The following is a 15582-nucleotide window of genomic DNA, read 5'->3' as shown; positions in this document are numbered from 1 at the left end:
AGAAATTATGGAAAGATTACAGAAAGTTTTGGCTCATGCCGGAGTAGCTTCAAGACGTAAATCAGAAGAACTTATTTCTAAAGGTCATGTTAGAGTAAATGGAACTGTTGTAAAGGAAATGGGTGTTTTAGTAGGGAATTCAGATCTAATTGAAGTAGATGGTGTTCCAATTTATAGAGAAGAACCGGTTTATTTCTTATTGAATAAACCTAGAAATATGATTACTGCAGTTTCAGATGACAAAGATCGTCCAGTAGTGACAGACTTATTTCCAAATATAGAACAACGTATTTATCCGGTTGGTCGTTTAGATTACGATACAACAGGCGCTTTGATCTTAACAAATGATGGAGAACTTTCTCAATTACTGATGCATCCTAAACATCAAATAGATAAAACTTATGTTGCGAAAGTTAAAGGTATGATTGATCGGAAATCTTTGAATAGATTAGAAAAAGGGGTAGTTGTTGAAGGTAAAAAGACTGCACCAGCAAAAGCAAAAATTCTTTCAGCAGACCGTTCTAGAGACATATCTATGGTAGAGTTAACTATACACGAAGGTCGTAACAGACAAGTTAAAAACATGTTCCAAGCTATTGGACATCCGGTTGAAAAACTTAAAAGAGAATCGTATGGTACGCTAACGTTAGATGGCTTGCAACCAGGTGAATGGCGCGAATTAAAAACATTTGAAATCTATCAATTGCGTAATGCAGCAACACAAAATGATACAACTAATTAAATGCAATTTCTTAGAGCATGGACTTAAATACTCCAGCTCTATTTTTTTAAGAGTATTGAAGTAAATGAACTTCAACCAATGGTCTAAATAGAGTGAAGCGTTTTTTACATATAATAGAATTAGTTTTACAAGTGTTTCAGCTTTTGCAGAAGAATCAAATGTATTAGTTGAAACTTTGAACAAATGTTGTGTATACTGGTCTTATACGAAAAAATCAGTAACAAAACGTGCTAATGGAAATGATGGGGTGTAATAAATGGAAAATGATGTAATGCATCTATTAGTAGTAGATGACGAAGATCGAATTCGCAGACTATTAAAAATGTATTTGGAAAGAGAAAACTATGTTATTTCTGAGGCTGACAATGGGGAAGATGCATTGAAAATGGTTCTAGAAAATGATTATGATTTAGTTTTATTAGACTTAATGCTGCCAAAAATGGATGGTATTGAAGTTGCTGAAAAAATAAGAGAGAGTAAGACTACTCCAATTATGATGTTAACAGCTAAAGGCGAAGAAATAAGCCGCATTGAAGGATTTGAGGTTGGAGCAGATGATTATATCGTGAAACCCTTTAGTCCAAGAGAAGTAGTTTTAAGAGTCTCAGCTATTTTAAAAAGAACCCAAAGCAGCAAACCGAAAGAAAAAGCCAATCCTGATTTAATTGAAATGCCGCATTTTGAAATCGATGACCAATCACATCGTGTGTTGGCTGACGGAAATGTTGTTAATTTAACACCAAAAGAATATGATTTGTTATTATATTTAGCGCAATCTCCTGATCAAATTTTTGGAAGAGAACAATTATTAAGAGAAGTATGGAAATACGAATTTTTTGGAGACTTGAGAACAGTAGATACTCATATCAAACGTCTCAGAGAAAAATTAACTAAACATTCAGAGGCAGCTGCAAAAATGATTGTTACTGTTTGGGGACTTGGTTATAAATTTAATTCTTTTCCTGAAGAATCTGAAAAGTAGGTTGAAATATGTTTAAATTAAATAGTTTAGTTACTCGTACTTGGGTGGTAACGATGTTGGCTATCGGCATTTGTTTTTTTACTACGAACCAAGTATACGAAAAGTTATACACAAACAATATAGAAGAAAGTTACATCAATGATTTTGAACATTCGATTAATTCTATAACCAATCTTTTAGAAGAGGATCCAAATTTTTTGGTTGAAAATATCGATAAAATACGATCTTATGAGGACCATCTTTCTTTAGTGATCACACAAAATGATGAGCCTATTAGTTATTCTTCAAATGTAAAAATAGATGATCAATCCAATGACTTTGCAAAAATTAAGGCAAATGGTGAAGTCAAAAATGAGCTGGAAAACGGGAAAAATACGCTTGTTAAAGACGAGATAAAATTAGATGATAAACCAAGCACACCGTATATTTTTAAAATCCAAAACTTTACTTTTAATGGCCAAGAAAGCAAACTTTACATTTATGGTGATTTGTCGTTTTTAAGCAGCACGCATAATAAGATGCGGGTGTGGTCAGCTATTAATGTTATTTTTTATATTGTCATAGGAATTTTATTGTTTTATTATTTCCAACGTAGATTTGGCAGACCATTAACTCAATTAAGAGATATTGCATATGATTATGCTAAAAATGATTTTACTCAACAAGCACAGTCAACTTACAAAGATGAGTTAGCTCAGTTAGCCTTAGCTATGAATAAAATGGGCAAATCATTAGAAGTAACTGGAGCAGCAACTAGACAAGAAAAAGAACTTTTAGAAAATATCGTGACATCCATTTCTACAGGGGTATTGTATTATAATCAAGATAAAACATTGTTAATGTCAAACCCTCTAGGAGATGAATTCTTACAGCATTTATACCAAACAGATCAAGTAATGAAAACGGTTATACCTGATGTGTTGGAATATCGAATTGATTCTATTATACGATTTCCTGAGAAAATAAGTTATGATAATAATATTGATGACTATTATTATAATATAACGTTGATTCCACTTTTTGATGAAAATTTAGACAGTGTTCGTGGTGTATTAGTTTCTATTCAAGATATTACAAAAGAAAAACGTCTTGATATTATGCGAAATGACTTTATTAATAATATTTCTCATGAGTTAAGAACACCTTTGGTGATGATCCAAGGGTACAGTGAGGCAATTTTAGATGATATAGCTGAAACTCAAGATGAGAAAAAAGAAATGGCAAAAATAATCGGTGAAGAATCCGTGAGAATGAATCGAATGGTAAATGAAATGCTCGATAGTTCTAGAATGGAAGCGGGTTTTATTAACTTAATAAAATTGGATGTCCATTTGGAAGACTTTTTTAATAAACTGTTTACTCGATTTGCCACAATGTCAGAAAAAAATAATATTCGCTTAGAATTAGAAATTGATCCTAATTTAGATTCTTACTACATGGATGAAGATAAAATGAGTCAAGTTTTTGTAAATTTAATCAATAATGCTATTAGGCATACTAGTATGGTCAATAGAGAACATAAAAAAGTGAAAATCTTTGTGCATTTAGACAAGATTATGGATGAAGTCTTAATTGAGGTCATTGATAATGGAACAGGGATTCCAGAAGAAGATATACCTTATATTTTTGATCGATTCTATAAAGCAGATAAATCTAGAACTGTAATGAAAGGCGATAAAACAGGTACAGGTATTGGCTTATCTATTGTAAAAAATATAATAGAAGCTCATGGTGGATTTGTCGAAGTACAGAGTATTGTCAATGAACAAACGAAATTTATCGTTCATTTGCCCTATTTAGATTAATATGCTAATAAAAAGTAAGAGAAAGTGTTGCTTTTTTTCTTCTCATGTTATACAATGAACTTGTTAAAAAAATATAAAGATTCGTCTTCAGGGGCAGGGTGAAATTCCCGACCGGTGGTATAGTCCACGAGCTAAATAGCATTATTTGGTTGAACTGGTTAAATTCCAGTACCGACAGTAAAGTCTGGATAAAGAAGATGGGGTTTATTTGAATAGTTGTAATTGTTCAAATGCTCTGTTTAATTATCTGAAGATAATTTAGACGGGCATTTTTATATTGTTTTTATTTGAATAGACTCATGTAATGCCTAGGCTGATGAATCCTTTTAGGAGGATTTTTATGCAAACAAGTAACACAAAGAAAATGGTAGGAATCGCCATGTTGGCTGCTCTAGCAACCATTTTGATTTCATTTGGTTTTCCAATAATTCCAGGAGTTTCATTTCTAAAAGTTGATTTTAGTGATATTCCTGTTTTGATTGGCATGTTTTTATACGGTCCAGTTGGTGGAACTATGGTGGCGTTTATTCGCTCATTGCTCCATTATATTCAAACTGGCGGTGATGCAGGATATCCAATTGGGGATACTGCGAGTTTTATAGCTTCAGTCGCATATACGTTGCCAATTTATTTGATTATGAAATCAAAGGTTAACAATACTAAAACGATTATTTTTGCAAATATCGTTGGGTCACTGTCATTAGCTGTCATTTTGTCACTTGTAAATTACTTTTTCTTGCTTCCATTGTATTTAAAAGTATTAAACTTTAGTGTAGGGCCTATCAGAGATTACATTTTAATGGGTGTTATACCATTTAATATCATAAAAGGCGCAATAGTAAGTACAGTCTTTATTATGTTATACGCCAAATTAAAAACTTGGTTGCAACGCAATCAATTAACTAAAATCAGTGCTAAATAAAAAAAGAAATCGCAATTTATTTTGCGATTTCTTTTTTGTTTTCTTATTAATAATTTTTAAAATTTTGAAAACTATACCCTAAAAATGGTTATTTTTGGTATATTAGATTTAACAATAAATAGCTTTCAGTAGCTGCTTTTTTTATGTAATCAGAATGAGGGTGAATGTCGTGGAACAATCGTTGTATTATCAGTATTTTTGCCTTTCATTGTATTCTATAGACTATCCAGTAAAACCGGCCACGTTGTATCACATCTTGGTTGGTAAACGAACTGCTTCCATTTTGTTTAAGGCGCATATTTATCACGCGATTCCTTTTTTTTCGGTATTTCCTAATTTAAACCGTAGTCAGTATGACAATATGGTTCGAGAGTTTATTGAAAAAGATTGGATTACAGCCAGTGAAAATAACGAAGAGTACTACCTTTGTAAAAAAGCTAAAGAAGAATTAGACCTTTATTTTTCAAAACATTTTTATCCTAAAAATATTAATCAACTGTTAAACGGACAAGTGACTAAAGAATTTTGGAAAAAAATTTTATTTTCCACCCAAGTTCTTTCGGAATTACGCTACCAAAATAATCATTATCTACCAATAGAAAAGGAATGGAAGACACAATTATGGTTAAAAAATTGGTTGAAAAATAGTTCATTAGAAAGACAAGAATTGGGTAGCTCATTTGGAAAAGAATGGATTCAATTATTAAAGGAGTTCCGTTCATTTGATGCAGAAATTTTAGTAGCACAGTTAACGGGACATAAAAAGAATGGGAAAACCAGTACACAATTAGCTGTTAAATATGGATTAGATCAAATGGAATTAACTTTTTTAGTACAAAATACAATTAGTCAACTACTAAATAAAGTGGTCAGTGAAAAAGAAACATTCCCTTTATTTTATTTAATTTATCAAGAATGTAAAGGAGACCGTTACAGCAGTCTTAGTCTAAGTGCTAGGTCAACGGCATATTATTTAGAAAAAGGTTACTCTATAGAAAAAATAGCTTTAGAGAGAAGATTAAAGGTAAATACAATTTCAGAACACATTATTGAATTAGCTATTATTTTTCCGAATTTTGATGTTTCTAACTTTATACCAAAAGAAGACTACCAACGATTATGTGCGTTATTTAGTGAGAATGAAGAAATAACATATGAGGATTTGAAAAAAGAAATGCCGCAGATTCCTTTTTCATGGTACAGATTGATTCAAATCGAAAGGAGTCGGATTGTGTGACCAATAAAGACCTTATAAAACAAAACTTAGAGAATTATTTTGGATACACTTCTTTTAGAGAAGGGCAAGAAGAAGCTGTATTAGCAGCTTTAGAAGGTAAAGATACGTTGATTATGCTGCCCACAGGGACAGGGAAATCGATTTGCTACCAATTAACTGGGTATTGTTTAGATGGGTTAGTAATCATTGTTTCGCCTTTATTATCTTTGATGCAAGACCAAGTGGAACAATTAAAATTAAATGGTGAAAAAAGAGTAGCTGCTATTAACAGTTTAATGAATGTACGCGAAAAAGATTGGGTATTAAAGCATTTATCTGACTATAAATTTATTTTTCTTTCACCAGAAATGCTGCGACAAGAATACGTTATAACGAGTTTGAAAAAAGTGCCTATCTGTCTTTTTGCAACTGATGAAGCTCATTGTATTTCTCAATGGGGATTAGATTTTAGACCTGATTATCTCGATTTAGGTCTTATTCGCCAACAATTAAATTTTCCTTTAACAATGGCATTGACAGCCACTGCTACTCAACGCGTTCGAGAAGAGATTTTGACATCGTTGCAGATTAATAATGAAAAAACAAAGCAGATTATTTATTCTGTGGATCGTTCTAATATCGCTTTTTATGCTCAAATTTGTGATCATAATAAAAATGAAGAATTATTAAAACAAGTCCAGAGATTAAAGAAACCAGGTATTATTTATTTTTCTAGTAAAAAAACAGCAGACGAAACTGCTGAATTGATTCGTCAAGAAACGACGATCACTGCAGAGAGTTATCATTCCGATATAGAAGCAGAAGATAAAATTAAGATCCAGCAACAGTTTATCTATGATGAAATTGATATTATCTGTGCTACAAGCGCATTTGGGATGGGTATCAATAAAAGCAATATACGTTTTGTTATTCACTATCATTTGCCGGGCAGTCCAGAAGCCTACTTACAAGAAGTTGGGCGTTGCGGAAGAGACGGAAAACCGAGTTTAGCTCTTTTGCTATATGAAAAAGGAGATAGTATCATTCAATTTCGATTACAGGAATCGAGTTTGCCTACGATTGATATGCTGGAATATAGTTATAGAAAAGGGAAAGTATTAGAGGGAAGTTGCAGTCCTGTTCAAAAGGTGCTGATAGAAAATTATTTAAATGCCAATATTCCCATTGAAGCAGCAAAAAGCCAAGTGAAAAGTAGAGAAGTATCTAAACAGCAACAACTGTATTACATGATTGATTATGCTGAGACAGCAAGTTGCAAGAGAGCTTTTCTTTTGCATTACTTTAATGAACGTTTAGAACATAAACCGTCTCAATGCTGTTCTAGTTGTCATCTAGAATTAGCTGATTTTTATGAAAAAAATGACTTGAAACAAAAAAAAGAATCAGAACCAGAAAAAAATTGGGAAGAAATCTTAAAGGAATTGTTTTTAATTGGAAATTAATAAGACAATTCTATCCAAAAATGATACAATAAAACTGAGTTTTGTTTAGGAGGAGTACTAAAATATGAGTAAGAAAAATTCTAAAAACAATCCAAAAAAAGAAAAAGCATGGGATCGAAAATTTGATGATGATGATAGTTTAGTGGATGATAAATATTCAAGAACTGCAAGAAAAAAGGCAAAAAAAAGTGTCCATCCTGTTATAACATCATTGGTTATTTTCTTAGCACTTATTTTTATTTTGCCAAGTCTAGCATATGTTTGGTGGTCAAATGAAGGCAATGACAGCAGTAAAGAACAAAAATCTTCTGAAGAAAGAATGATCATTACACAAAACAGCAGCAGTGAATTAACTAGTTCAGAAGAGCCTGAATCAGAAGTTTCTTCAGAAAGCGTAAGCAGCGAAGAGGAGTCCTCTGAGTCTGAAAGTCAAGTTGCAGAAGTAGAAGAACCTGAGTCACAACCTGCAGAAGTACCTGTTATTGAAGAACCTGAAAGTGTTGTAGAGCCAGAACCAGAGCCTGAACCTGAACCAGAAGAAGTAACAAATACTTATACTGTTAAAGCTGGAGATAACCTATACCGAATTGCATTAAATCACAATATGACAACTGATGAATTAAAAACATTGAATGGTATATCAGGAGATTCTGTGAGTGTTGGGACAGTTTTAAAAGTGAAATAATAGTCTATAAAGCCGCATACTGATTAGCGGCAAGCAGGAAGGCTAGGGTAACCTAGCCTTTTTAATATGAAAAGAAAGTAGGATGACACATTGGAAAAAACAATAAAAATCGCTATTGATGGCCCAGCATCTGCCGGAAAAAGTACAGTTGCTAAAATAGTAGCAAAAGAGCTGGGCTATATTTATTGCGATACTGGTGCAATGTATCGTGCACTAACCTATCAAGCTATCCAAAATAAGACAGCAGTAACGGATGAAAAACAATTAGTCCAATTGCTAAAAGAAATGGTCATTTCTTTTGAACCAAACAAAGGCGATCAAAAAGTATTTGTTAATGGTGAGGAAGTTACGGATGCTATTCGTTTATCTGATGTAACAAATGCAGTTTCCGCAGTTTCAGCCCATGGAGAAGTTAGAAAAGAATTAGTGAAAAGGCAACAAGAAATAGCTGATCGTGGTGGTGTAGTTATGGATGGCCGTGACATCGGAACAGCGGTCTTGCCAACTGCGGAAGTAAAGATATTTCTTGTTGCTAGTGTCGAGGAACGTGCTGAAAGACGATACAAAGAAAACTTGAGCAAAGGTATACCTACTTCATTAGAAGTTTTAAAGCAAGAAATAGCTGAGCGTGATTACAAAGATTCGCATCGTGAAGTTTCACCATTAATTCAAGCTGAGGATGCTGTTCGCTTAGATACAACTAGTTTATCTATTGAGCAAGTTGTAGAAAAAATTAGAGAAATCATCCAAACTAAGCTGACTAAATAGAGTACTTCTTATTTTTCAAACGTTTTGGTGGCAATATTTTGAAATATTGGTTAAAATATAAGGAGAAAGAATTTTATTGGCTAGTTATAGGAGGGCAAACATATGACGGAAAATGAAAAAAACCATGAAGTTGAAGAACAAGAATCAATGATGGACGCAATGAATAGTGTTCAAGAAATTAATATTGGTGATACTGTTAAAGGTGAAATATTAACTATTCAAGATAACAAACAAGCTATAGTCGGCATTATCGGTGGAGGAGTTGAAGGGGTCATTCCTAACAATGAGTTATCAGCTGCACCATTTGAGAACGTTACAGATATTGTAAACGTGGGAGATATTGTTGATTTAGTGGTGATAAAAGAAATTAAAGAAAAAGAAAACGGCAGCTACCTGCTATCTAAGCGTCGTATCGATGCTAAAAAAGTTTGGGAAAAAATTCAAAAAGAATACGATGAAGGAACCATCATTGAAGCACCAGTTAAAGAAGTTGTAAAAGGTGGTTTGGTTGTAGATGTTGGGGTCAGAGGATTCGTACCTGCTTCTATGGTAGATGTTCATTTTGTAGAAGATTTCTCTAGCTATAAAGGACAAACATTGAAATTTAAAATCGTTGAAATCGAACCGAGTGAAAATCGATTGATTCTTTCTCATAAAGCAGTGGTGGAAGCTGAAAATGAAGATAAGAAAAAAGATTTACTAAGTCATTTAGTTGAAGGCGATACTGTAAAAGGAAAAGTTGCTCGTTTAACTAACTTTGGTGCTTTCATCGACCTTGGTGGTGTAGATGGGTTAGTTCATATCTCTCAACTAGCTTATGAACATGTAAAAGATCCAGCTGATGTATTGACAGTAGGAGAAGAAGTAAATGTGAAAGTTCTTTCTGTTAATGAAGAAGAAGGACGTATTTCACTTTCTATTAAAGAAACATTACCAGGACCTTGGGATAATATTGAAGAACGTGCAGCAGCAGGATCAGTTTTAGATGGTCTAGTTAAACGCCTGACAAGTTTCGGGGCATTTGTTGAAGTCTTCCCAGGAGTTGAAGGGTTGGTTCATATTTCTCAAATATCACACAATCATATCGCTACACCGCATGAAGTTCTAAGCGAAGGTGATGAGATCAAAGTGAAAGTGTTAGAAGTAAACCCAACTGATCAACGCCTTTCTCTAAGTATTAAAGCTTTAGAAGAAAAGCCTAATCAGCCAAAAGAAAAACAAGAAGAAACGAACTATGATCTGCCTGAAGAAGATACAGGATTTACTTTAGGAGATATTCTTGGAGATCAATTATCTGATATTACTACAAATGAAGACAACTAATTTATTGTTTAAAAAGGACATGTGAGTCACTTCTGTTCCCATGTTCTTTTTTTTTGCGTAAATGAATGAAAATATGACGAATCAATAAGGCATTTATGAGAGTTTACCTTATTCGTTAAGCAAAAGCTTGCATGTTTTAAGGTATTTCTATAAACTTACAAGAGAATATAAAAAAGGAGGCAAAAACAATGGCAAAACCAGTTGTAGCCATCGTTGGTCGCCCTAACGTAGGAAAATCAACTATTTTTAATCGTATCGTTGGAGAACGTATCTCAATCGTAGAAGACGTATCAGGGGTAACTCGTGATCGTATCTACGCGCCAGCAGAATGGTTAGGAAAAGAATTTAACGTGATTGATACAGGCGGGATCGATTTAGGTGATGAACCATTTTTAGAACAAATTAAACACCAAGCTGAAATAGCTATGGAAGAAGCAGACGTGATTATTTTTATCACAAGTGTAAAAGAACACATAACAGATGCAGATGAAAATGTAGCTAAGATTCTTTATCGTACAAAAAAACCAGTTTTATTAGCTATAAATAAAGTAGATAATCCAGAAATGCGTAACGATATTTTTGATTTTTATGCTTTAGGATTAGGGGAACCTTTCCCTATTTCAGGAAGTCACGGTTTAGGTATTGGGGATCTGCTAGATGCGGCTATTAGTCATTTTCCAGATGATTCAGAAGAAGAGTACGATGATTCTGTTATCAAATTCAGTTTGATCGGCCGACCAAATGTTGGGAAATCTTCACTTGTAAATGCCATATTGGGAGAAGACCGAGTAATCGTTTCAAGTGTTGCGGGAACAACTCGCGATGCAATCGATACTGCTTTTGTTGGCGAAGATGGATCTGAGTTTGTCATGATCGATACAGCGGGAATGCGTAAAAAGGGTAAGGTATATGAAAATACTGAAAAATATAGTGTTTTAAGAGCCCTTAGAGCGATCGAACGTTCAGATGTCGTCTTAGTTGTGTTGAATGCTGAAGAAGGCATTAGAGAGCAAGATAAAAAGGTTGCTGGATATGCTCATGAAGCAGGAAAAGGGATCATTATTGTTGTTAACAAATGGGATACTCTTGACAAAGACAATCACACAATGAAAAAATTTGAAGAACAAATTAGAAGCGAATTTTTGTATCTAAGTTATGCACCTATCATTTTCGTGTCTGCTTTAACAAAACAACGCTTGAATAAATTGCCTGAAATTATTGAACGAGTAAGTATGAATCAAAACTTACGTATTCAATCATCTGTTCTAAACGAAGTGATTTTAGATTCAGTTGCTATGAATCCTACTCCAACAGATAAAGGGAAAAGATTGCGTATTTACTATGCTACTCAAGTGGCTGTTAAACCTCCAACTTTTGTAGTGTTTGTTAATGAACCGGAAATGATGCATTTTTCTTATTCACGTTTCTTGGAAAATCGAATTCGTGATGCTTTCACTTTTGAAGGAACACCGATCCATCTTATTACGAGAAGAAGGAAATAAAAATAAGTAAATCCAAGCATTTTAACATAACTCTTATGGGGTTTCAAATAATTTATTAAATATTTGAAAAAAGGATAAGAATATCTGCTGAAACAGTAAAAATCATTGCAGTATCAGTATTTGTATGATATCTTTTTAAATGAAATGTCATTTAGAGTTACTAATTTTACATTTCGCAATAAGTCATTTTTGGGCCACTCAAAAATGTCTAAATGATGTTTATTTGCTAAAAAATAATGCATCAATTCTTCTTTCCGAGGGAGGTGAAATACACATGGCTAACAAAGCAGAATTAATCGAAAACGTTGCTACTTCAACAGGTCTTACTAAAAAAGATGCAACTTCAGCAGTAGATGCTGTTTTTGAATCAATTCAAACTTCATTAAGTGAAGGTGAAAAAGTTCAAATTATTGGTTTTGGTAACTTTGAAGTTCGCGATCGTGCTGCACGTAAAGGTCGTAACCCTCAAACAGGGGAAGAAATCCAAATTGCTGCAAGCAAAGTACCTGCATTCAAACCAGGTAAAGCTCTTAAAGACGCAGTTAAATAGTACAGTACTTAAAACCCCTGATACGTCAGGGGTTTTTGCTGTTTTATAAGGCAGATGATTAAAAAAAGAGCAAAAAAATAGCAGAAATTAGACTCTGCTAGTTTAAGGTATCGTTTGATTTTTATTTTTGTTATATAGACAGCAGGTTAAGCGGATTAGATTACTTAGAGTAATTTACGAGAAATAGATTTTATAGACGTAGTTTTGTAAAATGTAGAAAAATCAGTATTGCTTCCTACTGAAATCCATTCTACTTCATTTATTAGGCTCGCATAGCCTAATTGAGGTGTTTTTGTAGCAACTAAAGAAGCTTCATTTGTATAGCCAGCATCAAATGAAGTAGAAAAAACTTTTTCAAGTTTAAATTCTTTATCGGGCTGTTCAATATTAATATAGCCATTTATAATTGAAGAATCACATAATTCTAGCTTCTCTCCATCAAGAAATGTAATAATTAACTTCACAACAGCACCTCCTTTTTAGTATTATCTCATAATGTGACAGAAATGTGAACTCATAAGGTACAAGAAAATAGTATTAATAGTTGAAGAGCGTATACAAAAATAGAACTACCATGTGGTAAAAATATGACAGTTAATTATTTATTATTTATCGAAGAGTAGCTATGTATAAAGTTGAAATAATTATTTGTTAGGTATAATCAGCATTATTTAGTTGTCTTGTTCTGTACTTTAAACAGCTTAATTTATGGTAAAATAAAGTATAAAGAAGATTGTAAAATGAAAGAGGTTTTAGACATGTCATATGGACAAAAGATGATTGATACACTTCAAAAAAATGAGTTAGAAGAAGCGATGAATTATTTTGAACAAGCTTTAAAACAAGATACAGATGAAGAACTTTATTTATTGGCAGATTCTCTTTATCAATTAGGATTTTTAAAAGAAACCGAAAAAATCAGTTTACAGCTACTTGAACGTTATCCCGAAGATGATGAATTAAAAGTAAACTTAGCTGAAATTGCGATTGAATCAAACGAATTAGAAGCAGCGATGGATTGGTTATTAGAAGTTACAGAAGCAAGTGTTGTTTATCCTCAATCTTTGCTTGTTTTGGCAGATCTTTATCAAGTCCAAGGACTTTACGAAGTAAGTGAACAAAAGCTGCTTAAAGCGAAAGAAATCGTGCCTGATGAGCCTGTTATCGACTTTGCTCTAGCAGAACTGCATTTTTCAATGGGGAAATATGCTCAAGCCATTCATGGTTACGAAGAATTAATGGTTCAAGGACTTACAGAATTTTCTGGTATAAATCTTGCTTCTAGATGTGGCAGTTCTTATAGCGCTTTAGGTGATTTAGAACAAGCCATCTTGTATTTAGAACAAAGTTTGGAAGAAAAAGAAAATGTCGATACCTTGTTTCAACTTGGTTTTTCATATCTTCAAGACAAGCAATACCGTCGTTCAATTGAAACATTGAATCAGTTAAAAGAATTAGATCCAAATTACACGACTTTGTACTCTTATTTAGCTAAAGGTCATGAAGAAGAAAATGAGCTTGATAAAGCCTTAGAAACGATTAAAGAAGGTCTAAGAGTGGATCAATACAATTATGAGCTATTTTATTATGGGGCAGGTATTGCCATTAAGCTGGAAGATGAAACTCTTGCCGAAGATTATTATTTACAAGCTATTCAACTTGTTCCTGAAAACGCCAGTGTCCAATTATCTTATACAAATCTACTATTGCAGCAAAATCGATACGACGAAACCATTGAATTAATTCAAAAAATACTCGTTCAAAACGAAGTTGACCCTCAATTTTATTGGAACTTAGCATTAGCAAATGAAGGAATAGAGGAATACAGCGCAGCAAGTACAGCTTATCAAAAAGCATATCCAGCTTTTCGTCAAAATAAAGATTTCTTAAAATCCTATATTTATTTCCTTCGCGAAGAAGGAGAACGGACGATCATAAAAGATGTATTAAATGATTACTTAACTCTTGATGCAGCTGATGCAGAAATGTTAGAAATACTAGATGAAATAAATAGCAACTATTAAAAGATTAAGTTATAATGAGAAAAAGGGTAAGACAAGGAGGTTTTCATATGAACATCCAAATTTCTGTAGAAGCTAAAAAGGCTTTTCTAGGTTGGTTTTTAGATAGATACCAACTAAAAAGACGTGAATCAATGTGGATTTTAAACTATTTGCTAAATCATGATAGTGTATTAAACAAAGTTCATTTTATTGAGGCAGCTGAAAAAACCCCAAGAGGAATGATGATGTCTGCTATGGGAATGGATAGTGAACCTTTTCTTTTTTATAAAAGTGGCACAGTGTTTAGTGATCCAGAACAAGCTTTTCATGAAGTGAGGTTGAATTGGAAAGAAGAAATGTACATTGAATTAGTATTTTCTGAGCCTTGGAAATTTTCAGAATACCTTACTGTCTTAGAAGATAACCCTTATTATAAATGGAATGAAACGATTAGCATAAATCTCGTTCGGGAAGTTGAGTTAGCTCTTGAAACGTTATCGTTAACTGAACGCAAACAGCATACGTTGCATCAAATTGATGTGTCATTAGAAGAAGAGGATCGAGAACGATTCATTGAATTGTCGCAACAATTGAAAGAAATTGAAGATGATCTGAAGAATGAACAAAAAAAGCCAAACCATTAAGGTTTGGCTTTTTTTGTGAAGAAAGATTGTTTAGGTTTAGTGTCAAATGAAAATCCTTCTCCTAAAACTTCATGGACAGTCAGAAGAGAAAGGAAAGCTTTTGGATCAGTTTCATGAATGATTTTTTTAGCCACAACTATTTCATGGCTACCTAAAACACAATACAAGACTTTTTTTTCTTCTTTGGAATATGCGCCTTCAGCTTTGAAGAAGGTCACACCTCGTTCCATTTCAGTCATAATATTTTCTGCTATAGCTTCATTTTTATCTGAGATGATCAATAGCCCTCTTGCAGCATAAGAACCATCTTGCATGAAGTCCACTATTTTAGAAAAAACATAGGAAGCAAGTAACGTATACATCATATGAGGCAGATCAATATACGAAAGAGACAAAGTTAAGATGAATATATCAAATATCAGTAAGGTTTTCCCCATTGAAATGCCCTTTTTCTTTTCAAAAATGCGGGCTATAATGTCGCTTCCTCCAGTGGTTCCTCCAGAACGATAAATCATACCGCTGCCTATACCGCCGCATAGGCCTGCTAAAATACCAGCAATAAATAAATCATTTTCCAAGTTGATCACGATAGAAGTTCGTTGCCAAATGTATAAAAAGAATGACAGCATTGCTGTTCCATAAATAGTATAAATCAATGAACGATTGCCTAACATTTTCCATCCTATTAGAATAGTTGGAATATTCAATAATAAGGTAGAAAGAGCTGGGTCAATATGAAACCAATACCTCAAGAGAAGAGAAATACCTGTCATTCCACCTTCAGCTAATTCGTTTGCAATATTTATGTACACTAGTCCGAATGCATAAAGTGCACAACCAATTGTTATAATAAGTATATCTTTTACTGCTATTTTTTCGTTTACCATACCCACACTCCTGACTTATTTCATCTTATAAAGAATACAATTTTTTTTAAAAACAAGCAACAAGTCTTGCAACCTTCTCACTTTTTGGTA

General features: G+C 33.2%; 15 protein-coding genes and 1 riboswitch. Of the genes, 13 read left to right on the top strand and 2 right to left on the bottom strand.

Annotated features, from left to right (window positions below; all coding sequences use genetic code 11):
* Positions 1-7 precede the first annotated feature (7 nt).
* From NST49_RS09815 to NST49_RS09765, 11 genes are all read left to right on the top strand, one after another.
* On the top strand, positions 8-742 hold the full coding sequence (locus NST49_RS09815) for a pseudouridine synthase (protein ID WP_023177709.1): 735 nt from the start codon (positions 8-10) through the stop codon (positions 740-742).
* A 256-nt stretch (positions 743-998) separates the two neighbouring features.
* Entirely contained in the window at positions 999-1724 is a 726-nt protein-coding gene (locus NST49_RS09810) for a response regulator transcription factor (protein ID WP_023177711.1), read from the top strand.
* Between the two features lie 8 nt (positions 1725-1732).
* A complete protein-coding gene (locus NST49_RS09805; protein ID WP_341048338.1) occupies positions 1733-3529 on the top strand; it encodes a sensor histidine kinase in 1797 nt (598 codons plus the stop codon).
* 79 nt (positions 3530-3608) lie between these two features.
* Positions 3609-3732: riboswitch (FMN riboswitch) on the top strand.
* Positions 3733-3869: 137 nt separating this feature from the next.
* Positions 3870-4451: an ECF transporter S component gene (locus NST49_RS09800; RefSeq protein ID WP_023177715.1), complete on the top strand. Its 582-nt coding sequence runs from the start codon at positions 3870-3872 to the stop codon at positions 4449-4451.
* Between the two features lie 169 nt (positions 4452-4620).
* On the top strand, positions 4621-5688 hold the full coding sequence (locus NST49_RS09795) for a helix-turn-helix domain-containing protein (protein WP_023177717.1): 1068 nt from the start codon (positions 4621-4623) through the stop codon (positions 5686-5688).
* On the top strand, positions 5685-7130 hold the full coding sequence (locus tag NST49_RS09790; protein ID WP_341048335.1) for a RecQ family ATP-dependent DNA helicase: 1446 nt from the start codon (positions 5685-5687) through the stop codon (positions 7128-7130). Before NST49_RS09795 ends, NST49_RS09790 begins: the two co-directional genes overlap by 4 nt.
* Before the next feature lie 64 nt (positions 7131-7194).
* Complete coding sequence (locus NST49_RS09785; protein WP_341048332.1) at positions 7195-7815, top strand: LysM peptidoglycan-binding domain-containing protein; 621 nt, start codon at positions 7195-7197, stop codon at positions 7813-7815.
* Between the two features lie 90 nt (positions 7816-7905).
* Complete coding sequence (gene cmk / locus NST49_RS09780) at positions 7906-8583, top strand: (d)CMP kinase (RefSeq protein WP_023177723.1); 678 nt, start codon at positions 7906-7908, stop codon at positions 8581-8583.
* A 102-nt stretch (positions 8584-8685) separates the two neighbouring features.
* The gene (rpsA, locus tag NST49_RS09775) at positions 8686-9906 is read left to right on the top strand and encodes a 30S ribosomal protein S1 (protein WP_023177725.1); all 1221 of its coding nucleotides are present in this window, start codon (positions 8686-8688) and stop codon (positions 9904-9906) included.
* A 188-nt stretch (positions 9907-10094) separates the two neighbouring features.
* Entirely contained in the window at positions 10095-11408 is a 1314-nt protein-coding gene (gene der, locus NST49_RS09770; protein WP_023177727.1) for a ribosome biogenesis GTPase Der, read from the top strand.
* Positions 11409-11682: 274 nt separating this feature from the next.
* Positions 11683-11958 (top strand): HU family DNA-binding protein, encoded by a 276-nt coding sequence (locus NST49_RS09765; RefSeq protein ID WP_013710665.1) that lies wholly within the window; start codon positions 11683-11685, stop codon positions 11956-11958.
* 164 nt (positions 11959-12122) lie between these two features.
* Here NST49_RS09765 and NST49_RS09760 read toward each other — a convergent pair whose 3' ends face one another.
* Positions 12123-12422, bottom strand: coding sequence for a hypothetical protein (locus NST49_RS09760; protein ID WP_023177729.1), 300 nt, complete (start codon positions 12420-12422; stop codon positions 12123-12125).
* A gap of 276 nt (positions 12423-12698) precedes the next feature.
* Between NST49_RS09760 and NST49_RS09755 the strand changes: the two genes are divergently transcribed.
* Both NST49_RS09755 and NST49_RS09750 read left to right on the top strand, forming a co-directional pair.
* Positions 12699-13982, top strand: a complete 1284-nt coding sequence (locus tag NST49_RS09755; RefSeq protein ID WP_341048326.1) for a tetratricopeptide repeat protein — start codon at positions 12699-12701, stop codon at positions 13980-13982.
* Between the two features lie 47 nt (positions 13983-14029).
* Positions 14030-14605: a ReoY family proteolytic degradation factor gene (locus tag NST49_RS09750; RefSeq protein WP_023177732.1), complete on the top strand. Its 576-nt coding sequence runs from the start codon at positions 14030-14032 to the stop codon at positions 14603-14605.
* Here the strand turns inward: NST49_RS09750 and NST49_RS09745 are convergent.
* Positions 14602-15492 (bottom strand): YitT family protein, encoded by an 891-nt coding sequence (locus NST49_RS09745; RefSeq protein ID WP_023177734.1) that lies wholly within the window; start codon positions 15490-15492, stop codon positions 14602-14604. The two genes, NST49_RS09750 and NST49_RS09745, sit on opposite strands and share 4 nt — an antisense overlap.
* Between the last annotated feature and the right edge of the window lie 90 nt (positions 15493-15582).

Origin of the sequence: Carnobacterium sp. FSL W8-0810 (genome assembly GCF_038007125.1) — a bacterium.
Taxonomy (GTDB): domain Bacteria; phylum Bacillota; class Bacilli; order Lactobacillales; family Carnobacteriaceae; genus Carnobacterium_B; species Carnobacterium_B inhibens.
The sequence above is the reverse complement of the archived record's forward strand: the minus strand, read 5'-3'. Positions and strand labels throughout refer to the sequence as shown.